We start from the raw sequence: 21046 nt of genomic DNA on the forward strand, positions 1-21046 counted from the left end.
GGTAGCGGGGTCGGATGCCGGCCGACCTGCGCGAGCGAGTAGAAATGCGGGGCGACACCCGTTCAGTGCTGACGGAGGGAAACCCGTGGCCATCACCCGACTTCCGAGTGCGGGGTTCTCGATCACCATCCGGATCGCCGTACCCGCCGACGCCTCGTCGATCGGCCGGCTGACCACCTCCGTCGGAGAGGCCGGGGCGATCGTCACCGCGCTGGACGTCGTCGACTCCGACCCCACCCACGTGATCGTCGACCTGACCTGTGACACCGCCGACGCCGGCCACGCCGACCAGGTGGTGGAGGCGCTGACCGGGCTGGACGGGGTGGACGTGCGGAAGGTGTCCGACCGCACCTTCCTGCTGCACCTGGGCGGCAAGATCGAGGTGAGCTCGAAGGTCGCGCTGCGCACCCGCGACGAGCTGTCCCGGGCGTACACCCCGGGGGTGGCCCGGGTCTGCCAGGCGATCGCGGAGAACCCGGCCGACGCCCGCCGGCTGACCATCAAGCGGAACACCGTAGCCGTGGTCAGCGACGGCTCGGCGGTGCTGGGCCTGGGCAACCTCGGCCCGGCCGCGTCGCTGCCGGTGATGGAGGGCAAGGCGGCGCTGTTCAAGCGCTTCGGCGGGGTGGACGCCTGGCCGGTGGTGCTCGACACCCAGGACACCGACGAGATCGTGTCGATCGTCAAGGCCATCGCGCCGGCGTACGGCGGGATCAACCTGGAGGACATCGCCGCGCCGCGCTGCTTCGAGATCGAGGCCCGGCTGCGCGAGGCGCTGGACATCCCGGTCTTCCACGACGACCAGCACGGCACCGCGATCTGCGTGCTGGCCGCGCTGACCAACGCGCTGCGGGTGGTGGGCAAGCAGCTCGCGGACGTCCGGGTGGTGGTCTCCGGCGCCGGCGCGGCGGGCACCGCGATCATGAAGCTGCTGCTGCGCCAGGGCGTGGGCGACATCATCGCGTACGACCGGCAGGGCGCCCTGCACCGCGGCCAGGCCGACCTGAACCCGGCCTGGCAGTGGCTGGCCGAGCACACCAACAAGGAGAACTACGCCGGCGACCTGCCCGGCGCGATCCGGGGTGCGGACGTCTTCATCGGGGTGAGCGCGCCCAACCTGCTCACCGGTGAGGACATCGCCGGAATGGCCAAGGACGCGATCGTCTTCGCGCTGGCCAACCCCGACCCGGAGGTCGACCCGCGGGAGGCGCGCAAGCACGCCGCGGTGGTCGCCACCGGCCGCTCCGACCAGCCGAACCAGATCAACAACGTGCTCGCCTTCCCCGGTGTCTTCCGGGGCATGCTCGACGCGCACGCCGAGGAGTTCACCGAGGAGATGGCGATCGCCGCAGCCCAGGCGATCGCCGACGTGGTCGGCGAGGACAAGATCAACCCGACGGTGATCGTGCCGAGCGTCTTCGACTCGCGGGTCGCGCCGGCGGTGGCCGCGGCCGTCCGGGCCGCCGCGCAGAACCCGCCGCCGGCCCCGGCCGCCGACCCCGGTCCGGCCGACCTCCCCGAGATCGCCGCCGAGGCTTCCGCCACCCCCTGACCCGCCCCTGCCCTCGCCTCCTCGCGCCACCTCGGCGTGACAGGACGGCGGCCTTTCGAGTCTGGGTGCATCTGTTGTCGCCAGAGCAGCAACAGATGCACCCAGCTCGCAGCGCCGATATGGCGGGCCGCCGGCGCAGCAGCAGGCCCGGACCGCCCGCCAGTGCGGGCGGCGGCCGCCCGGCCGCCCGTCAGGCGGGCATGGTCAGGGCGGTGGGGGCGATCTCGCCGGTGGCGACCAGCACGGCCGGGCCGGCGAGCCAGCACGAGTCCGCGGTGACGGTGACCGAGAGCCGGCCGCCGGGGACGTCCACCGCCACCACGCCGGTGTCCCGGCCGGCGTCGCGCAGGGCCACCGCGGCCACCGCGCAGGCGCCGGTGCCGCAGGAGAGCGTCTCCGCGGAGCCCCGCTCGTACACCCGCATCAGCACGTGCCCGTCGGTGCCCTCGACTTGGTCGCCGAGGGTGGTGAACTCGACGTTCACGCCGCCGGGGAAGGCGGCCGGGTCGACCTCGGGCGCCCGGGTGAGGTCGAGCCCGGCCAGGTCCAGCCCGGTCGGCAGCGTGCAGACCAGGTGCGGGTTGCCCACGTCCACCGCGGTGCCGGGCAGGGTCAGCCCGCCCAGCGAGGCGGTCGACGGGTCGGACAGCCGGGGACGGCGCATCTCGACGGCGATGCTGTCGCCGCTCACCCGCGCCCGCACGACGCCGGCCCGGGTGGCCACCGGCAGCGTCCCGTCCGCCGGGTCGGCCAGACCGGCGGCGATCAGGAAACGGACGAACACCCGGGCGCCGTTGCCGCACATCTCGGCGTACGAGCCGTCGGCGTTCCAGTAGTCCATGAACCACTCGGCGTCCCCGGCCTGCCCGGCCGCCTCGGGGTGCGCCGCCGACCGGACCACCCGCAGCACGCCGTCCGCGCCGAGCCCGCGCCGGCGGTCGCAGAGCGCGGCGACCATCCCCGGCGTCAACTCCAGCCGCCCGTCCGGGTCGGGCAGGATCACGAAGTCGTTGCCGGTGCCGTGCCCCTTGGTGAACTCCACGCCCCCATCATCGCGCAGCGGCGGGGAGCAGCCGCAGGGCCTCGGCAACCAGGTCCGGCGCGGCCGCGTCCAGCCAGTGGATCCGCGGGTCGCGGCGGAACCAGGAGCGCTGCCGGCGGACGAATCGCCGGGTCGCCCGGATCGTCTCGTCGTGCGCCTCGGTCTCGGTCAGCTCGCCGGCCAGGAACCGCAGCACCTGCTGGTAGCCGAGCGCCCGGCTGGCCGTACGCCCCTCGGGCAGGCCCCGGCCGACCAGCTCGCGGGTCTCGGCGACCAGGCCGTCCGCCCACATCCGGTCCACCCGAAGGGCGATCCGCTCGTCCAGCAGCGCGGTGTCCAGGTCGACCCCGACCTGCACCGACGGGTAGTACGGCGTCGGCTCGGGCAGCGCGGCGGTGAACGGCGCCCCGGTGAGCTCGATCACCTCCAGCGCCCGGACGATCCGCCGGCCGTTGCCGGGCAGGATGCCCGCCGCGGCGGCCGGGTCGGCCGCGCGCAGCCGCGCGTACAGCGGCGCCGGGCCGGCCTCGGCCAACTCCCGCTCCAGCCGTTCGCGGACCGCCGGGTCGGTGCCGGGGAACTCGAACCGTTCCAGCACCGCCCGCACGTACAGCCCGGAGCCGCCGACCAGCAGCGGCACCCGGCCCCGGGCCAGGATGTCGTCCAGCGCCGTCCGGGCCAGCCGCTGGTACTCGGCGACGCTGGCCGGCTCGGTGACCTCCCAGATGTCCAGCAGGTGGTGCGGCACCCCCGCGCGTTCGGCGGGGGTGAGTTTGGCGGTGCCGATGTCCATGCCCCGGTAGAGCTGCATCGAGTCGGCGTTGACCACCTCGCCGTCCAGGGCGTGCGCGAGGGCGATGCTCAGCGCCGACTTGCCGGCCGCGGTCGGCCCGACCACGGCCACCACCGTGCCGGCCGGCGGGCGGCTGCCACCGGCCTCGACCGGCCCGCTCACGCCGGCCCGCCGCTTCGCCGCGCGCGTCCGCGCGGCACCGCCGCGCGGACGTTCCGCCCGCTCACGCCGGCTCCCAGCCGGCCACGAAGTAGGTAACGCCGTAGGGCGCGGCGTGGTAGCGCAGCTCGCCACGCCAGGCGCCGCCGGCCGCGCGGGCCGCGCCGGCGAGCACCTGCCAGGGGGCGCGCCCGGCGACCTTCAGCTCCGCCGACAACTCCGGGTCCAGGCCGAGCAGGGCCGCGGCGTCCGCGTCGGCCAGCGCCCGGGCGACCCCCTCGTCGTACGGCTCGGCGCGCGGGTCGTGGTAGCCGGGCGACTTCTCCCCCCGGCTGGCGGAGCCGTCCCCCATCACCAGCAGCGCCACCCGGGGGCGGTACCCGTCGACCTGCCGGGCGAGCTCGGCCACCTCGTCGGCGGTCGCGTCCGACGCCACCTGGGCGGCGACCACCCGCGCGCCGACCCGGTGGCGGCCGAGCAGCCACGCGCCGACGGTCACGCTCGACGGCAGCGTCGCCGGCCCGTCGGGCAGCGCGGGGACCAGCGGCACGGTGAGGTCCACGCCGAACGGGCGGAACGTGCCGACCGCGGGCGGGACGATCCAGCCCGTCCCGGGGCCGGAGCCCAGCACCACGACGCAGTCCGGCTCGGTGGCCAGCAGCCGGGCGACGGCGGCGTCGCAGGCGGCCCGGAGGTCGGCCAGCTCGCCGGCGGCGGCGCCCGCCACCTCGGGCACGAGCAGGGGCGGATGCGGGCAGACGGCGGCGGCGACCAGTGGCACGGGTCCACGTTAGCGGGACGTCCCGGTGCGTCCCCGCGCCGATCCGGTCATTCGACGGCTAGGACACCGTATGGTCACGGTCGGCGATAGGCGCTCGACGTGGACGGGGGCGGACCTGTGACAATGCCGGGAGAAACTTTGCTGCGCCGTGGCGGCGATCGCGGGACTGCTCCCCGACGCCGGGAGAACGAGGATGGGCACATGAGCGACTGGACTGCCTTCGGACGGGTGGACGCGGACGGCACCGTGTACGTCAAGACCGCCGAGGGTGAGCGGGTGGTCGGTTCCTGGCAGGCGGGAGCACCGGAGGAGGGGCTGGCGCACTTCGCCCGGCGCTTCGCCGACCTGGTGACGGAGGTGGACCTGACCGAGGCCCGGCTCAACTCGGGTGCGGCGGACGCGGGCCACTCGCTGACGACGATCCGCCGGCTGCGTGCCTCGCTGGCCGAGGCGCACGTGGTCGGCGACATCGACGCGCTCGCCGCGCGGCTCGACAAGCTCGCCACCGTCGCCGAGGAGAAGGCCGGCGAGGCCCGGGCCGCCCGGGACGCCGCCCGTGGCGAGGCGCTGGCCCGCAAGACGGCCCTGGTCGAGGAGGCCGAGAAGATCGCCGCCGAGTCGACCGGCTGGAAGACCGCCGGGGACCGGCTCAAGGAGATCCTCGACGAGTGGAAGACCATCCGCGGGGTCGACAAGAAGACCGACGGTGAGCTGTGGAAGCGGTTCGCCGCGGCCCGGGACGGCTTCACCCGCCGGCGCGGCGCCCACTTCGCTTCCCTCGACGCGCAGCGCAAGCAGGCGCAGTCGGTCAAGGAGGAGCTGGTCACCGAGGCCGAGAAGCTGAAGGACTCCACCGACTGGGCGGCCACCGCCAACCAGCTCAAGGACCTGATGAACCAGTGGAAGGCCGCGCCGCGCGCCTCGAAGGAGGCCGAGCAGCGGCTCTGGGAACGGTTCCGGGCGGCGCAGGACGAGTTCTTCACCCGGCGCAGCGAGGTCTTCTCGGCGCGGGACAACGAGCAGCGGGCCAACCTGGAGCGCAAGCAGGCCCTGCTCGCCGAGGCCGAGGCCCTGGACGTCGACGGCGACCCCAAGGGTGCCCAGGCCAAGCTGCGGGAGATCCAGGCGCAGTGGCACGAGGCCGGCCGGGTGCCCCGGGAGGCGGCCGCCGGGCTGGAGCGCCGGCTGCGCGCGGTCGACGAGAAGGTCCGCGAGGTGATGGACTCGGCCTGGCGGCGGACCACCAAGGAGGACAACCCGCTGCTCGCGCAGATGCGGGCGCAGGTCGCCGAGGCGGAGGAGCGGCTGGCCCGCGCCCAGGCCGCCGGCGACGCCAAGCGGATCCGCGAGGCTGAGCAGGCGCTGGCCTCGAAGCGGCAGTTCCTCCAGCTCGCCGAGCAGTCCGGCTGAATCCGAACGGCCACCGGAGCGCCGGTCCCGCACGGGACCGGCGCTCCGGCGCATCCGGGACCCACCGGGCGCCCGACGACTACCTGCGGGCCGTCCCGCCGGCGCCGGGCCAGGATCGCGCTACAACAGGGATCGAGTGGCCTCGACGTGCGGTCGAGGGCAATCGATCCAGGTTGCAGCGCGATCTTGCGACCGGGCGAGGGTCAGTGCGCGGCGCAGCCCGTGGTCGGCGCGGGCGCCGCGGCCGGCGCGCCGATCGTGGGCAGCCCCAGCAGCACCCCGGGCGTACGCGGGGAGCGCCCCGCCTCGGCCGCGTCACCGGCGCGGGTACGCCGGTGCGCCAGCGGCTCGCCGTCGGCGTTGAGGTGGTGCGGGGCGGCGTACGTCACGGTGGTGTGCACGATGTCGCCGGGGCGGATCTGCCCGGCGTACGACCCGGCGTCGAAGTGCACGAGGCGGCCGTCCCGCGCCCGGCCGGACATCCGCCCGGTGCGCTCGTCCTTGCGCCCCTCGCCGACGGCGACCAGCACCTCGACGGTCTCCCCGACGAGCTTCCGGTTCTCCGCCCAGGTGATCTCCTCGACACAGGCGATCAGCCGCTCGTACCGCTCCTGGACGACCTGTTTGGGCAGCTGGCCGTCCATCGTCGCGGCCGGGGTGCCGGGGCGCTTGGAGTACTGGAAGGTGAACGCGGAGGAGAACCGGGCCTCGCGCACCACGTCGAGGGTGCGCTCGAAGTCGGCGTCGGTCTCGCCGGGGAAGCCGACGATGATGTCGGTGGTGATCGCCGCGTCCGGCATCGCCGCCCGCACCTTGGAGATGATGCCGAGGTAGCGCTCGGCCCGGTACGACCGGCGCATCGCCTTCAGCACGTCGTCCGAGCCGGACTGCAACGGCATGTGCAGCGAGTGGCAGACGTTCGGCGTCTCGGCCATCGCGGCGATCACGTCGTCGGTGAAGTCCTTCGGGTGCGGGCTGGTGAACCGGACCCGCTCCAGCCCCTCGATGTCACCGCAGGCGCGCAGCAGCTTGCCGAAGGCGAGCCGGTCACCGAACTCGACGCCGTAGGAGTTGACGTTCTGCCCGAGCAGGGTCACCTCCAGCACGCCCTCGTCGACCAGCGCCCGGACCTCGGAGAGGATGTCGCCGGGGCGGCGGTCCTTCTCCTTGCCGCGCAGGGCGGGCACGATGCAGAACGTGCAGGTGTTGTTGCAGCCCACCGAGATCGACACCCAGCCGGCGTACGTCGACTCGCGGCGGGTGGGCAGCGTGGACGGGAAGACGTCGAGGGATTCGAGGATCTCCACCTCGGCGGCGGTGTTGTGCCGGGCCCGCTCCAGCAGCACCGGCAGCGAGCCGATGTTGTGCGTGCCGAAGACCACGTCCACCCAGGGCGCCTTGCGGACGATGTCGCCGCGGTCCTTCTGGGCCAGGCAGCCGCCGACGGCGATCTGCATGCCGGGGTGCTTGTCCTTCACGGGGCGCAGATGACCGAGGTTGCCGTAGAGCCGGTTGTCGGCGTTCTCCCGCACCGCGCAGGTGTTGAAGACCACCACGTCCGGGTGCTCGTCGGCCTCGGCGGCGCGCACGTAGCCCGCCTGCTCCAGCAGCCCGGAAATGCGCTCGGAGTCGTGCACGTTCATTTGGCAGCCGTACGTGCGCACCTGGTAGGTGCGCGGGCTGCTCGCCGCTGCGGTAGTCATGACCCGGACAGCGTATCCGGGCCGGGAAGACCGAACCGAACGAGGAGGAGCCGTGTGCCGGAGCATCAAGACCCTGCGTGAGCCGTACGTCGCCGAGGTGACCCCGGCCGACGTCGACGCCGCGGCGTTGCAGTACGTCCGGAAGATCTCCGGGTTCCGCAAGCCGGCCGCGCACAACGCGGCCGCCTTCGACGCGGCGGTGACCGCCGTGGCGGCGGCCACCCGGACCCTGCTGGAGCAGTTGGAGGTCCGGGGCGGGCGGTCCACCGGCCCGACCCGCTGACCCGGGCGCGCGATCGGCCGCCCGCCGGTGGAGCGGCGGGCGGTCAGGCCGCGGCGAGCGCGGGCAGCACCGAGTCGGGCGCCCACCGCGAGCGGTGGCACTGGGACCAGCCCCGACAGCCGGCGTTGGCCTCGGTGCAGAGCCGCTGGTCGCCGAGGACCTCGCCGTCGTCGGTCTCCCGGACGGTGAAGTGCACCGGCCGGATCGTGCCGTCCGGCGCGACGAGCAGGTGCCGGCTGGCGTCGAGGGTGTCGTCGCGCAGCAGGCAGTTGCGGTCCAGCAGCCGCGCCAGGGCGGCGATGCTGGCGTGCTCGGGAAGCCGGTCCGGAACCCCGTAGCAGTCCACGATCGTGCCGAACTCGCCCGGCGCCTCCCAGACGTCGCAGATCACCGCGTACGTCGGCAGACGGGTCGGGTCGGCCACCGCCAGGGGCATCACCACCCGGCCGAGCGCCTCGGCCAGTGCCGGGTAGACCTGCACCGGCGCCGCCCGGTCGATTCTCCAGTTCCACAGCTCGGTCATGCCGCCTCCTCGCTGTGCTCGTCCCACCGGCCTCCGGATCGGGCCTTACTGACGATGGTGGGGTGCATTTGACCTCAGCCGGGGGCAAGTTACCGGTCTGTGACCATTCCGGGCAAAATTTACCCGAGCCGCGTTGCTCCGAGTAGCCGGAAGATGACAGTTTATCGGGTATGGTGCCCCGCCCGGCGCCACCCCGCGTCGCGTTTCCGACCCGTGCCGCTCACCCGACGACCAGCAGATGCTCGCCCCGCGGACGCAGTTCGCCGACCACGGTGGCGCCCGGGAGTTCGCCGGCCACCAGCAGCCCGCCGGAGGTCTGCGCGTCGGCCAGCAGCAGCCGGTCGTCCTCGCCGACCCGGCCGAAGTCCGTCCACGGGGTCACCCAGTCCAGGTTGCGCCGACTGCCGCCGCTGACGTACCCGTCCCGGACCGCCTCCCGGGCGCCGGGCAGGTAGGGCACCCGGGCCGCGTCCAGGGCGACCGTGAGCCCGCTCGCCCGGGCCAGCTTGGCGGCGTGGCCGAGCAGCCCGAAGCCGGTCACGTCGGTGCCGCAGCGCACGCCGGCGGCCACCGCCGCCCGGGCCGCGTCCCGGTTCAGCGTGGTCATCGCCGCCACCGCCTCCGGAAAGCGCTCCCCGGTGTGCTTGTGCCGGGTGTTGAGCACCCCGACGCCGAGCGGCTTGGTCAGCGACAGCGGCAGCCCGACCTGGCCGGCGTCCAGGGTGATCAGCTCGTCCGGCCGGACCACCCCGGTGACGGCCAGCCCGTACTTGGGGCCGTCGTCGTCCACGCTGTGCCCGCCGGCGAGGTGGCAGCCGGCGTCGCGGGCCACGTCCCGGCCGCCACGCAGCACCTCCCGGGCCAGCTCCAGCGGCAGCACGTCGCGCGGCCAGCAGAGCAGGTTCAGCGCCACCAGCGGGGTGCCGCCCATCGCGTACACGTCGGAGAGGGCGTTGGTCGCGGCGATCCGGCCCCAGTCGTACGCGTCGTCGACCACCGGGGTGAAGAAGTCGGCGGTGCTCACCAGGCCGGTGCGCTCGTCCAGCCGGACCACCGCGGCGTCGTCGCCGTGGTCCAGGCCGACGAGCAGCTCGGCCGTGCCGGCGGCCGGGCCGAGGCCGGCGACCATCGCCTCCAGTTCGCCGGGCGGGATCTTGCAGGCACAACCGCCGCCACGGGCGTACCGGGTCAGCCGTACCGGTTCGGTCATCCACACATGATCTCCTCGACCCGCCCAGGTCGCCACGAGGCGCACCAGGACGGTGGTCGAATTCGGACTTCGCGCCGTGATCACGAATGGTGTTACCGCTCCGTGACCAACTGAGTTGCATTCCGCCACATCCCCCCGCCTACAGTTGCCCAACCGGGGGTCATCCGACCCCGCTGGGGCGACGACAGGGACGGTGGACGACGTGACGACGGGCGAACCGCTCATCGTGCTGGACTCGGTCAACAAGTGGTTCGGGCCGCTGCACGTGCTGGACGACGTCTCACTCTCGGTCGGCAAGGGCGAGGTGGTCGTGGTGATCGGCCCGTCCGGCTCCGGCAAGTCGACGCTCTGCCGCACGATCAACCGGCTGGAGCCGATCAACTCCGGCACCATCACCTTCGACGGGCAGCCGCTGCCGGCCGAGGGCAAGGCGCTGGCGAAGCTGCGCAGCGAGGTCGGCATGGTCTTCCAGTCGTTCAACCTCTTCGCGCACAAGACCATCCTGGAGAACGTCACCCTCGGTCCGGTCAAGGTGCGCAAGGAGAAGCCCGCGGCGGCCCGCGAGCGTGCCCTCGCCCTGCTCGACCGGGTCGGCATCGCCAACCAGGCCGACAAGTTCCCGGCCCAGCTCTCCGGTGGTCAGCAGCAGCGGGCGGCGATCGCCCGCGCGCTGGCCATGCAGCCCAAGGCGATGCTCTTCGACGAGCCCACCAGCGCGCTCGACCCGGAGATGGTCGGTGAGGTGCTGGAGGTGATGACCTCGCTGGCCCGCGACGGCATGACCATGGTCGTCGTCACCCACGAGATGGGCTTCGCCCGGCACGCCGCCAACCGGGTCATCTTCATGGCCGACGGCCAACTGGTCGAGGACGCTCCCCCGGCCGAGTTCTTCGGCAACCCGCGCAGCGAGCGGGCCAAGGACTTCCTCTCCAAGATCCTCACGCACTAGGCGTCCGTACCTGGAGCGCGCCGTCCCCCGGCGGCTTCGTCGAAGAAGGAGAAGAGTATGCGTATGAAGCGCGTAGCGGCGCTCGCCGCGGCCGCCACCCTGGCGCTCGGCATGGCCGCCTGCGGTGGCGACGACGGCGGCGAGGGCACCGGCGCCGGCAGCAAGTCGTTCGCCGCCGGCACCACGATGGAGCGGCTGAACAAGGCCCAGTCCATCAAGATCGGCACCAAGTTCGACCAGCCCGGCTTCGGCCTCAAGGGTCTGTCGGGCAAGCCGGAGGGCTTCGACGTCGAGGTCGCGAAGATCATCGTCAAGGAGCTGGGCATCCCCGAGGACAAGATCGAGTGGGTGGAGGCCCCCTCGAAGGTCCGCGAGGACGTGATCGTCAACGGCACCGTCGACCTGGTCGCGGCGACCTACACGATCAACGACAAGCGCAAGGAGCGCGTCGCCTTCGCCGGGCCGTACTACGAGGCCGGCCAGAACATCCTGGTGAAGAAGGACGACACCACCATCACCGGGCCGGACTCCTTCAAGGACGGCACCAAGAAGGTCTGCTCGGTCACCGGCTCCACCCCGGCCGAGGAGATCAAGAAGTACGTCAAGGACGTCGCCACCCAGCTGGTGCTCTTCGACACGTACGACAAGTGCAAGGACGCCCTCAAGGGCGGCCAGGTGGACGCGGTGACCACGGACAACGTGATCCTGCTCGGCTACATCGCCAAGGACGAGGCGTCGTTCAAGCTGGCCGGTGACAACTTCACCAAGGAGCCGTACGGCATCGGGGTGAAGAAGGAGGACACCGAGTTCCGCAACTTCATCAACGACACGCTGGAGAAGGCGTTCGCCGACGGCAGCTGGAAGAAGGCCTGGGACGACACCGCCGGCAAGTTCGGCGCGGAGCTCGGCAGCGCCCCGACCGTCAACCGCTACTGATCTGATTCCGTCGATCTGGAGGGTGGGAAGGAAAACCGGCCCGTGAGTGTGCTCATCGACAAGTTCGACGTCTTCGCGGGTGGTTTCTGGCTCACCCTCCAGATCTGCGTACTCGCCGCGATCGGCGCCCTGATCCTGGGCGCCGTCGTGGCGGTACTCCGGATCTCGCCGGTCCCGCCGCTGCGGGCGGTCGGCACCGGCTACGTGAACGTCTTCCGGAACATGCCACTGACCGTGGTGATGTTCTTCGCCGCCTTCGGCCTGCCGGCGCTCGGCTCCAACGCGGACTTCCTCCGCATCCCCGGGCTGGACGCCATCTTCACCCGGCTCGGCACCGACCTGCCGTACTTCCGCTTCGCGCTGATCGCGCTGGTGCTCTACACCGCCGCGTTCGTCTGCGAGGCGCTGCGCTCGGGGGTCAACGCGGTGCCGGCCGGGCAGGCCGAGGCCGCCCGGTCGCTGGGGCTGACCTTCGGCCAGAACCTGCGGTACGTGGTGCTGCCGCAGTCCTGGAAGGCCTCCGTGGTGCCGCTCGGTTCGGTGATCATCGCGATGATCAAGAACTCGGCGCTGGTCGGCTTCTTCGGCGTGGTCGGCGACCTCTCCCAGACCGCCGACCAGCTCACCTCGGCCGAGGGCTTCGCCTTCGTGCCGGTCGCCATCGGCATCTCGATCGGATACCTGATCATGACCGTCCCCCTCGGCGCTCTCCTCGACCGGATCGAGAAGCGGCAGGCGGTGGCCCGATGAGCCAGCAGACCGTCCTCTACGACGTACCCGGCCCGCGGCAGCGCCGGATCACCCTGGTCAGCAGCCTCGTCGCCACCGTGCTGCTGCTCGTCGGCGCGTACTTCCTGGTCTACCGTCCGCTGGACGAGAAGGGCCAGTTCTCGATGGAGCTGTGGGGCCCGCTGCTGGACCCCGGCAACGAGAACTTCTCGCTGGTCTGGGAGCGGATCGGCATCGGCTTCAAGAACACGCTGATCGCCGCGGCGCTGGCCATCGTCTCCTCGCTGATCGTCGGCACGCTGCTGGCGATGCTGCGGATCCAGCTCAAGAGCCTGGCCCGGCGCCGCTTCACCGGGCTGGCCACGCCGTTGTCGTACCTGCTGCGCGGGCTGAGCGTGCTGCTCTCCGCGGTCACCCGGGTCTGCGTCGAGGTCTTCCGCGGCCTGCCGGTGGTCATCACGATCTTCTTCGTGGCCCGCGGCTTCCCGGAGTTCGGGGTCACCTTCGACACGCTGTGGTACCTGGTCATCGGTCTGACCATCTACAACTCGGTGGTCATCGCCGAGATCCTCCGCTCCGGCATGGAGGGTCTGCCCGGCGGGCAGGCCGAGGCGGCCGCGGCGATCGGTCTCGCCCCGTGGCAGACCACCCGGATGATCCTGCTGCCGCAGGCCTTCCGGATCATGCTGCCGGCGCTGATCAGCCAGCTCGTGGTGGTGCTCAAGGACACCTCGCTCGGCTTCATCATCAGCTACGAGGAGACCTTGAACATCGGCAAGCAGATCATCGGCGCGCTGGACAACCCGATCCAGGTCTACATCGTGATCGGCCTGATCTTCATCGTGGTCAACTACTCGCTCTCCAAGCTGGCCCAGTACGTCCAGCACCGGCTCGCCCGGGGCCGCAGGAGCGCCGGCACCCGCACCGGCGCGGCGGGCACCGAGCTGGAGACCGAGGCGGTCGCCGGCACCACCACCTGACGTCGGAACCGACAAGGGCCGGCCCGGATTCCCGGGCCGGCCCTTGTCGCGTGCTACGGGGTCAGCGGGCGATCTCGGTGACCCGGGACTCCCGGACCACGGTGACCCGGATCTGACCGGGGTAGGTCAGCTCCTCCTCGATCTGCTTCGCCACGTCCCGGGCCAGCACGGCGGCGCCGATGTCGTCCACGTCGTCCGGCTTGACCATCACCCGGATCTCCCGGCCCGCCTGCATGGCGAAGACCTTCTCCACGCCGAGCTTGCCGGCCGCGATCTCCTCGATCCGCTCCAGCCGCTTGACGTACGCCTCCAGGCTCTCCCGGCGCGCGCCCGGCCGGCCGCCGGAGCAGGCGTCGGACGCCTGGGTGAGCACCGCCTCGATGGTCTGCGGGGGCACCTCGTTGTGGTGCGCCTCGATGGCGTGCACCACGTCCTCGCTCTCGCCGTACTTGCGGGCCAGGTCCGCGCCGATGATCGCGTGGCTGCCCTCCACCTCGTGGGTGAGCGCCTTGCCGATGTCGTGCAGGAACGCGCTGCGCTTGATGGTGGGCACGTCCAGGCGCAGCTCGGCGGCCATCACCCCGGCGATGTGCGCGGTCTCCACCAGGTGCTTGAGCACGTTCTGCCCGTACGACGTGCGGTAGCGCAACCGGCCGAGCAGGGTGACCAGCTCCGGGTGGATCTCGGTGATGCCGACCTCGACCAGGGCGTCCTCGGCGGCCCGCTGGCAGAGCTCCTCCACCTCGTGTCGGGCCAGCTCGTAGACCTCCTCGATCCGGTGCGGGTGGATCCGCCCGTCCAGCACCAGCTTCTCCAGGGTCAACCGGCCGACCTCCCGGCGCACCGGGTCGAAGCAGGAGAGCAGCACCGCCTCGGGGGTGTCGTCGATGATCAGGTTGACCCCGGTGACCGACTCGAAGGCCCGGATGTTGCGGCCCTCGCGGCCGATGATCCGCCCCTTCATCTCGTCACCGGGCAGGTGCAGGACGCTGACCACGCTCTCCGCGGTCTGCTCGCTGGCCACCCGTTGGATGGCGTCGACCACGATGTGCCGGGCCCGCTGCTCGGCCGTGCTGCGCGCGTCCGCCTCGATGTCCCGGACCAGCAGCGCCGCCTCCCGCTTGGCCTGCGACTCGATGGCCTCGATCAGCTCGGCCCGGGCGGCGTCCGCGGTGAGCCCGGCCACCCGTTCCAACTCGCGCCGTCGCTGCTCCTCGGCCTCGACCAGCTCCGCCTCCCGGCGAGCCAGCGCGGCCTCCCGGGCGGCCAGCGCCGCCGTCGCAGCCGTCAACTGCCGCTCCCGCTCGGCGAGCCGCTCGACCTCCTCGGTGTGCAGGCGTTCCCGCTCGTCCATCCGGGCCGCCCGCCGCTCCACCTCGGCCGCCTGCTCGCGGGTGGTGGCGGCGAGCACCGCCACCTCACGCTCACCGCTGCGCCGGGCCGCCGCCCGCAGCTGCTCGGCGTCCGCCTCGGCCTGCTTGTGCGCCCGCTCCAGCACGGTGTCCGCCTCGGCGCGGGCGTCGTCGAGCACCCGGCGGGCCTCCGCCCGGGCCGCCTTCGCCTCCGCCTTCGCGGCGGCCGCCTCGGCCCGCGCCGCCGCGGCGGCGGACTTCGCCACGTCGATGGTGCTGTTCGCCTCGTCGGCCGCGCTGCGCAACGCCGCCAGGGACTGCTCCTGCCGGTCCTTCTCGGCGATGAAGGCCGGATCCTCGGGGGCCGGCGCGGCCTGGAAGCGGCGCAGCGTCCGGACCCCCAGCAGCACCGCCCCGACCACCACCACGGTCAGGATCAGCACCACCACGAGGAGCACGACATCGAATCCACTCATGCCGGGACCTCGTGGGGACCACCGGTGAACCTGTGCCGCCCCGCCATGGCCGCCTCCCCTGAACGTCGGCGCCGCAGAGACCGTGCCGGAAGGCACACTCCTGCGGCTCTGGACGCCCGACCGGAGCGACTGGCCGTGGGTAGCTCTCTCCGCCGGCGGTGCCCGAAGCATCGCCGGCGGCCGGGTGCAGTTGTCGCCTCAGCTCCGGACCGGCCTGTCCGGAGCTGCGGTGGTATGGCCGATGATGCTGGCCAAAGTGATGCTGTTCTGTTACGCGATCTATGTTGTGCGCTTAGCCTGCGCTGGTCGGGCAATGTGAGCCTGTATGGCGAGGCTAGGTCGCGAGGGCCGGTCTGGTCAAGAACTCATGATCAAACCCCCCGAACGGAGCGAAGTTGTGGCGTCACTTACCGCTGATGAAACGCCGGACACCAGCGGACAAACGCCACCGGTCGAGCCGGTGTCGGAGGGATGTCATCGCTGCTCAGCCCAGGCCGACCGGGCCGCCGTGCCGCGCACCAGGTTGATCGACTCCGGGTCGCGGGTGTGGCGATGTCCTGGCCCGCCCGATGCCGCCACCTCGCCGATCTGGCGTCCGCCCGGCTCAGCGGGCGCCGGCGGCCAGCGCGGCGCTGACGAGTGCCGGGTTGTCCGGGGCGGGCGTGCCGTCCGGTAGCTGGAGCGTGTCCTCCAGGCCGACCCGGGTGTGCAGTCCCCGGCGGACCGCCTCGGCGAGCACCGGCCAGGTGGCCGGCCCTTCGGCGTGCAGCAGCACCGACGGTTCGATCGGCCCCGCGGCGCGCGGCAGCGCGGCGAGCATCGCGGCCGCGTCCGCGAGCGCCACCGGCGGCTCCTCGGCCATGCACTCGATCAGCAGCCGCCCGGCCGGCACCCGCCAGGCCCGGTAGGCCGCCACCGCCCCGACCGTCCAGAGCCCGGCCTCCACCAGCACGCCCCGCTCGTGCAGCGCGGCGGCGACCGCCTCCGCGCCGTGCTCGTGGGCGTTGACCGACGCGAAGTCGGGCAGGGTCCGCCAGGCGCGGACGGCGGCCACCCGGGCGGCCGGATCCGGCTCGATCCAGGCGCCGGTGCTCACCCCCACCGGCAGCCCGGGCCGGGCGGCCCGGATCGCGGTGAGCGCCGCCGCGACGACGTCGGGACGCAACGACTCGGCGCCGGCGGCGTCGCGCGGGTGGACGTGCACCGCCGCCACGCCGAGGTCGGCGCAGCGGGCGGCGTCGGCGGCCAGCTCGGCCGGGGTGAGCGGAACCGCCGGGTGCTCGGCACGGCCCCGCCCGCCGTTGAGACACGCCTTCAGCACCGGCCGGCCCGCCCCGGCGTCGTCCCCCGCCGGCCGGCCACCGGGAGTGGCCCGCTCGGCCGTTCGCCCGGCCGGAGGGACATCACCCGCCCGGTCACTCGGCCGCCCGGCTGTCGCGGTCCAGTTCGCCCTCGGCGTCGGCGAGGGCGTCGGCGTCGATCTGCTCGGCGAACTCGGCCGCCTCGGCGCTCTGCGCGGCGAGGGCGTCCTTCACCGCCCGGATGGCCACGCCGGGCGGGTAGCCCTTGCGGGCCAGCATGCCGACCAGCCGGCGGAACACCGCGTCGGGCTCGCCGCGGGTGACCCGTAGCTTCCGCTCGACCAGGGCGCGCGCCGTCTCGGCCTCGGTGGTCTCGTCCAGCTCGCCGAGCGCCTCGCGGGCCACGTCGCCGTCGACCCCGCGCTGGCGCAGCTCGTTGGCCAGGGCCCGGCGGGCCAGTCCCCGGCCGGCGTGCCGGCTGCTCACCCAGGCCCGGGCGAAGGCGGCGTCGTCGATGATGCCGACCTCGTCGTAGCGGTCGAGCACCTCGGCCGAGACCTCGTCGGAGATGCCCCGCTTGGCGAGTGCCGCGGCCAGCTCGGCCCGGGTGCGGGGCCGGACGGCGAGCTGGCGCAGGCAGATCTCCCGGGCCACCTCCGCCTCGTCGCGCGGTGGGGCGGCGGGCGCCTCGGCGTCGGCCTCCTCGGACCGGCCACGGCGGCCGCGGCGAGGTCGCGGGGGCGTACTGGCGTCACCCGTACGGGGTGGGCTGGCGTCCCAACCCCGCCCCGTACGGGCGCGTCGTCCTGCCACGAGTCAGGTCAGAAGTCGACCGGCGGCAGCTCCGGGCCACCGGCGGCGTCGCCCGCGCCGACCCCGACGCCGAGCTTCTCCAGGATCTTCTTCTCGATCTCGGCGGCCACGTCCGGGTTCTCGCGGAGGAACTCGCGGGCCTTCTCCTTGCCCTGGCCGAGCTGGTCGCCGTCGTAGGTGTACCAGGCGCCGGACTTGCGGATGATCGCCTGCTCGACGCCGACGTCGATCAGCGAACCCTCGCGGGAGATGCCCTTGCCGTACATGATGTCGAACTCGGCCTGCTTGAACGGCGCGGCGACCTTGTTCTTCACCACCTTGACCCGGGTGCGGTTGCCGACCACGTCGGTGCCGTCCTTGAGGCTCTCGATGCGGCGCACGTCGAGCCGGACCGAGGCGTAGAACTTCAGCGCCCGACCACCGGTGGTGGTCTCCGGGCTGCCGAACATCACGCCGATCTTCTCGCGCAGCTGGTTGATGAAGATCGCCGTGGTGCCGGTGTTGTTGAGCACACCGGTGATCTTCCGCAGCGCCTGGCTCATCAGCCGGGCCTGCAGACCCACGTGGCTGTCGCCCATCTCGCCCTCGATCTCGGCGCGCGGCACCAGCGCGGCCACCGAGTCGATCACGATGATGTCGAGCGCGCCGGAGCGGACCAGCATGTCCGCGATCTCCAGCGCCTGCTCGCCGGTGTCCGGCTGGGACACCAGCAGGGCGTCGGTGTCGACGCCGAGGGCCTTCGCGTACTCCGGGTCGAGCGCGTGCTCGGCGTCGACGAAGGCGGCGATGCCGCCCGCCCGCTGGGCGTTGGCCACCGCGTGCAGCGCCACCGTGGTCTTACCGCTGGACTCCGGACCGTAGATCTCGACGACCCGGCCGCGGGGCAGACCGCCCACGCCGAGGGCCACGTCGAGCGCGATGGAGCCGGTCGGGATCACCGCGGTCTGGATGACCGGGCGCTCCCCCAGCCGCATCACCGAGCCCTTGCCGAACTGCTTGTCGATCTGAGCGAGAGCAAGGTCGAGTGCCTTCTCCCGGTCAGGCCCTGCTGCCATCGTTGCCACCCCTGCCTTCGCCGGCGTCTTTCCTGAGCTTCGCGTCACGCGGACACGCTAGGCGCTGGGTCCGACAGAAAACCAGCCGACGGGCCGCGAGCTGTGGACGAGCACCCCGCTGTGGACAATAGCCGAACAGGTGTACGAGTCGGCAAGCGACACGCGGGAGCGGCGAAAAGGCTGCTCAGCGTAGCCGGGCGGGCACCCGGTCGGGATAGGCGGCGACGACCGCCCGCCACACCACGTGCGTCTCCTCACCCGCGGCGAGCGCCTGCTCGATGGTCCGCCCGCCGAGCTGGGGCAGCACCTGGTCGGCGGCGATGCTGGCCGCGTAGCCCGGCCCGAACGCCTCCTCCAACCGCGCCCAGAAGTCGGTCAGCCGCACGTGATCAGTCCTCCTCGTCCGGTGCGCTCGCCGGCACCGCCCGCAACGCTAGCGCCACCAGCGGCACCACCGCGATCGCCGCGAGCAGGGTGAGCACCGGATAACCGGCGGCCCGCATGACAAACCCGCTGACCGCGGCGGCCCCCGCGCCGGCCAGCCCCATGGTCAGGTCGGAGAACCCCTGCACGCTCGGGCGGACCGCCGCCGGCACCGACTCCGACAGCAGCGTGGAGCCGGCCACCATGGTGCCGGACCAGCCCAGCCCGAGCAGGACCAGCCCGATCGAGAGCCGGGGCGTGTGATGCCCGGCCGTGCCGGCCACCGCGCACGCGGCGAGCAGCAGCCCGACGCCGGTGAGGATCACCGCGCGCCGGCCGAGCCGGTCGGTCAGCCAGCCGACCAGCGGGGAGAGGGCGTACATGCCGGCGATGTGCAGGCTCAGCACGATGCCGACCACCCGCAGCACGTCGGCGTCGCCGTGCGACTCGCCGAGCCGGACCGGCGTCATCGACATCACCGCCACCATCACCACGTGGCCCACCGCCACCGCCGCGATGCCGAGCCGGGCGGCCGGGCGGCCGCGTACCACCTGCCAGGCCGCCCGCATCCCGGCGCCGCGCCGGGCGGTCCGGGCCGGCGCGGCGACGGCCTCCGCCGGCGGGGTGACGTCCGGCGTTCCGGTGGCCACCGGGGCCGCGGCCGCCGCCAGCCGGCGCGCGGTGAGCAGCGGGTCGGGCCGCAGCAGCGCCAGCAGTACGCCCGCGGCGAGCACGAACGCGGCCGCGCTGAAGGCGAACGGGCCGGCCAGCGGCGGCAGCCCCCAGCCGCTGGTGGTGCGGTCGGCGAGCGCGGCGAAGTTCGGTGCGGCCACCGCGCCGATGGTGGTGGCCCAGACGATCAGCGAGAGCTGCCGGCCCCGGCGGGCCGGCTCGGCGAGGTCCACCGCGGCGTAGCGGGCCTGGAGGTTGGCCGCGGTGCCGCCGCCGAAGAAGAGCATGCCGAGGAAGAGCAGCGGCACGGACCGGGTGACCGTGGCGAGCACCACCAGCACCGCCCCGACCGCGCCGGCCAGGTAGGCGAAGGCCAGCCCCGGCCGGCGGCCGTGCGCGTTCATGATCCGGGTGACCGGGACCGCCAGCAGCGCCCCGCCCACCACGGCGGCGCTCTGCGCCAGGCCGGCCACCGCGGTGCCGGCCACCCGGGCGGCGAGCAACGCACCCACCGCGATGCCGATGGTGACGCCGATGCCGCCGATGATCTGGGTGCCGAAGAGCAGCCGCAGGGTCCGCCGCTGGATCGGCGCGACGTCGGGGGCGGCGACCGGGGCGGTCAGTTCCGTGGTCATCGCGGCTCCTGGGTGCGGTAAGGGGTGCTGGCCCCGTCTATCCTTGCGCAGCCACCGGGCCCGATGGCACCCGGTTTAGCTACAGGCCGAGCCCGCGGCCGATGATCTCCTTCATGATCTCGGTGGTGCCGCCGTAGATGGTCTGCACCCGCCCGTCCAGCCACGCCTTCGCCACCGGGTACTCCAGCATGTAGCCGTAGCCGCCGTGCAGCTGAACGCAGCGGTCGGCGACCCGGTTCTGCAGCTCGGTGGTCCACCACTTGGCCTTGGCCGCGTCGGTCACCGAGAGCCGGCCGGCGTTGAACTCGGCGACGCAGTGGTTGACGAAGGTCCGCGCGATGGTCACCTCGGTGTCCAGCTCGGCCAGGAGGAACCGGTTGTGCTGGAAGGCGCCGATCGGCCGGCCGAACGCCTGCCGCGAGCGGGCGTAGTCCAGGGTGACCGCGAGCAGCTTCTCGGCGGCGGCCACCGCGGCGACCGCGATGCTCAGCCGTTCCCGGGGCAGGTTGGCCATCAGGTGGTAGAAGCCGTGGTTCTCGGTGCCGATCAGGTTCTCCGCCGGCACCCGGCAGTCGTCGAAGAAGAGCTCGGCGGTGTCGTTGGCCTTCAGCCCCACCTTGGCCAGCCGCCGGCCCCGGGTGAAGCCGGGGGTGCCGGTCTCCACCGCGATCAGGCTCACCCCGTGCGCGCCCTGGTCGGCCGTGCGGGCGACCACGATCACCAGGTCGGCCAGCTCGCCGTTGGTGATGAAGGTCTTCTGGCCGTTGAGCACGAGCGCGTCGCCGTCGCGTACCGCGCTGGTGCGGACGCCGGCCAGGTCGGAGCCGGCGCCGGGCTCGCTCATCGCGATGGCGGTGACCAGGTCGCCGGAGCAGAACCCGGGCAGCCAGCGCTTTCGCTGGTCGTCGGTGGTCAGCTCGGTGAGGTACGGGGCCACCACGTCGTTGTGCAGGCCGAAGCCGAGCCCGGAGCAGCCGGCCGCGACGATCTCCTCCACCAGCACCGCGTTGTACCGGAAGTCCCGCTGACCACCGCCGCCGTACTCGGGGTCGACGTCCATGCCGAGCAGTCCGGCGGCGCCGGCCTTGCGCCACACCTCCCGGTCGACGATCCCGGCGGCCTCCCAGCGCTCGTGGTGCGGCACCGCCTCGCGGGCGAGGAACTCCCGGCACAGGTCGCGGAACTCGTCGTGGTCACGCTCGTAGAGATGCTGCTGCATGGCGGCAAGTGTGGCACCGGCCACCCGTGCGGAACAGTGCCCGGTGACCG

General features: G+C 73.0%; 20 protein-coding genes. 7 read left to right on the forward strand and 13 right to left on the reverse strand.

Annotated elements, in window-relative coordinates:
* Positions 1-85: 85 nt before the first annotated feature.
* Entirely contained in the window at positions 86-1552 is a 1467-nt protein-coding gene (locus tag GA0070609_RS21030) for an NAD-dependent malic enzyme (protein ID WP_088995364.1), read from the forward strand.
* Positions 1553-1742: 190 nt separating this feature from the next.
* Here GA0070609_RS21030 and dapF read toward each other — a convergent pair whose 3' ends face one another.
* From dapF to GA0070609_RS21045, 3 genes are all read right to left on the reverse strand, one after another.
* Positions 1743-2594, reverse strand: a complete 852-nt coding sequence (gene dapF, locus GA0070609_RS21035) for a diaminopimelate epimerase (protein ID WP_088995365.1) — start codon at positions 2592-2594, stop codon at positions 1743-1745.
* 7 nt (positions 2595-2601) lie between these two features.
* Positions 2602-3549, reverse strand: a complete 948-nt coding sequence (miaA, locus tag GA0070609_RS21040; RefSeq protein ID WP_088995366.1) for a tRNA (adenosine(37)-N6)-dimethylallyltransferase MiaA — start codon at positions 3547-3549, stop codon at positions 2602-2604.
* A 61-nt stretch (positions 3550-3610) separates the two neighbouring features.
* The gene (locus tag GA0070609_RS21045) at positions 3611-4327 is read right to left on the reverse strand and encodes a class III extradiol ring-cleavage dioxygenase family protein (protein WP_088995367.1); all 717 of its coding nucleotides are present in this window, start codon (positions 4325-4327) and stop codon (positions 3611-3613) included.
* A 201-nt stretch (positions 4328-4528) separates the two neighbouring features.
* Here GA0070609_RS21045 and GA0070609_RS21050 point away from each other — a divergent pair, with 201 nt between their 5' ends.
* Positions 4529-5737 carry a DUF349 domain-containing protein gene (locus GA0070609_RS21050; RefSeq protein ID WP_088995368.1) on the forward strand — a complete coding sequence of 403 codons (1209 nt, stop codon included), beginning with the start codon at positions 4529-4531 and terminating at the stop codon, positions 5735-5737.
* A 203-nt stretch (positions 5738-5940) separates the two neighbouring features.
* Here the strand turns inward: GA0070609_RS21050 and miaB are convergent, their stop codons facing one another.
* On the reverse strand, positions 5941-7440 hold the full coding sequence (miaB, locus tag GA0070609_RS21055) for a tRNA (N6-isopentenyl adenosine(37)-C2)-methylthiotransferase MiaB (RefSeq protein WP_088995369.1): 1500 nt from the start codon (positions 7438-7440) through the stop codon (positions 5941-5943).
* A gap of 52 nt (positions 7441-7492) precedes the next feature.
* Here miaB and GA0070609_RS21060 point away from each other — a divergent pair, with 52 nt between their 5' ends.
* A complete protein-coding gene (locus GA0070609_RS21060) occupies positions 7493-7723 on the forward strand; it encodes a DUF2277 family protein (protein ID WP_088995370.1) in 231 nt (76 codons plus the stop codon).
* Positions 7724-7766: 43 nt separating this feature from the next.
* Here GA0070609_RS21060 and GA0070609_RS21065 read toward each other — a convergent pair whose 3' ends face one another.
* Together GA0070609_RS21065 and selD are read right to left on the reverse strand one after the other, a co-directional pair.
* Complete coding sequence (locus tag GA0070609_RS21065) at positions 7767-8246, reverse strand: hypothetical protein (RefSeq protein ID WP_088995371.1); 480 nt, start codon at positions 8244-8246, stop codon at positions 7767-7769.
* Between the two features lie 220 nt (positions 8247-8466).
* Positions 8467-9456, reverse strand: a complete 990-nt coding sequence (selD, locus tag GA0070609_RS21070; protein ID WP_088995372.1) for a selenide, water dikinase SelD — start codon at positions 9454-9456, stop codon at positions 8467-8469.
* 193 nt (positions 9457-9649) lie between these two features.
* Here selD and GA0070609_RS21075 point away from each other — a divergent pair, with 193 nt between their 5' ends.
* Genes GA0070609_RS21075 through GA0070609_RS21090 form a run of 4 tightly spaced genes read left to right on the forward strand, consistent with a single transcriptional unit; the run spans position 9650 to position 13050 of the window.
* Complete coding sequence (locus GA0070609_RS21075; RefSeq protein ID WP_088995373.1) at positions 9650-10405, forward strand: amino acid ABC transporter ATP-binding protein; 756 nt, start codon at positions 9650-9652, stop codon at positions 10403-10405.
* A 57-nt stretch (positions 10406-10462) separates the two neighbouring features.
* Positions 10463-11341 (forward strand): glutamate ABC transporter substrate-binding protein, encoded by an 879-nt coding sequence (locus GA0070609_RS21080; protein WP_088995374.1) that lies wholly within the window; start codon positions 10463-10465, stop codon positions 11339-11341.
* A 42-nt stretch (positions 11342-11383) separates the two neighbouring features.
* Positions 11384-12091, forward strand: a complete 708-nt coding sequence (locus GA0070609_RS21085; RefSeq protein WP_088995375.1) for an amino acid ABC transporter permease — start codon at positions 11384-11386, stop codon at positions 12089-12091.
* Entirely contained in the window at positions 12088-13050 is a 963-nt protein-coding gene (locus tag GA0070609_RS21090; protein ID WP_088995376.1) for an amino acid ABC transporter permease, read from the forward strand. The genes GA0070609_RS21085 and GA0070609_RS21090 overlap by 4 nt, the downstream gene beginning before the upstream one ends.
* 61 nt (positions 13051-13111) lie before the next feature.
* Here GA0070609_RS21090 and rny read toward each other — a convergent pair whose 3' ends face one another.
* The 7 genes from rny to GA0070609_RS21125 all read right to left on the reverse strand — a co-directional run bounded on the left by rny (position 13112) and on the right by GA0070609_RS21125 (position 20996).
* The gene (gene rny, locus GA0070609_RS21095) at positions 13112-14878 is read right to left on the reverse strand and encodes a ribonuclease Y (protein ID WP_088995377.1); all 1767 of its coding nucleotides are present in this window, start codon (positions 14876-14878) and stop codon (positions 13112-13114) included.
* Positions 14879-15482: 604 nt separating this feature from the next.
* Positions 15483-16199: a 3-keto-5-aminohexanoate cleavage protein gene (locus tag GA0070609_RS21100; RefSeq protein ID WP_088995378.1), complete on the reverse strand. Its 717-nt coding sequence runs from the start codon at positions 16197-16199 to the stop codon at positions 15483-15485.
* A gap of 94 nt (positions 16200-16293) precedes the next feature.
* The gene (locus GA0070609_RS21105) at positions 16294-16992 is read right to left on the reverse strand and encodes a regulatory protein RecX (RefSeq protein ID WP_088995379.1); all 699 of its coding nucleotides are present in this window, start codon (positions 16990-16992) and stop codon (positions 16294-16296) included.
* An 8-nt stretch (positions 16993-17000) separates the two neighbouring features.
* Positions 17001-18047 carry a recombinase RecA gene (gene recA / locus GA0070609_RS21110; protein WP_088995380.1) on the reverse strand — a complete coding sequence of 349 codons (1047 nt, stop codon included), beginning with the start codon at positions 18045-18047 and terminating at the stop codon, positions 17001-17003.
* A gap of 184 nt (positions 18048-18231) precedes the next feature.
* A complete protein-coding gene (locus tag GA0070609_RS21115) occupies positions 18232-18432 on the reverse strand; it encodes a DUF3046 domain-containing protein (RefSeq protein ID WP_088995381.1) in 201 nt (66 codons plus the stop codon).
* A gap of 4 nt (positions 18433-18436) precedes the next feature.
* Entirely contained in the window at positions 18437-19777 is a 1341-nt protein-coding gene (locus tag GA0070609_RS21120; RefSeq protein ID WP_088995382.1) for an MFS transporter, read from the reverse strand.
* A gap of 79 nt (positions 19778-19856) precedes the next feature.
* Entirely contained in the window at positions 19857-20996 is a 1140-nt protein-coding gene (locus GA0070609_RS21125; protein ID WP_088995383.1) for an acyl-CoA dehydrogenase family protein, read from the reverse strand.
* Positions 20997-21046: the final 50 nt, after the last annotated feature.

The sequence above is a fragment of the Micromonospora echinaurantiaca genome (assembly GCF_900090235.1).
Taxonomy (GTDB): Bacteria; Actinomycetota; Actinomycetes; order Mycobacteriales; family Micromonosporaceae; genus Micromonospora; species Micromonospora echinaurantiaca.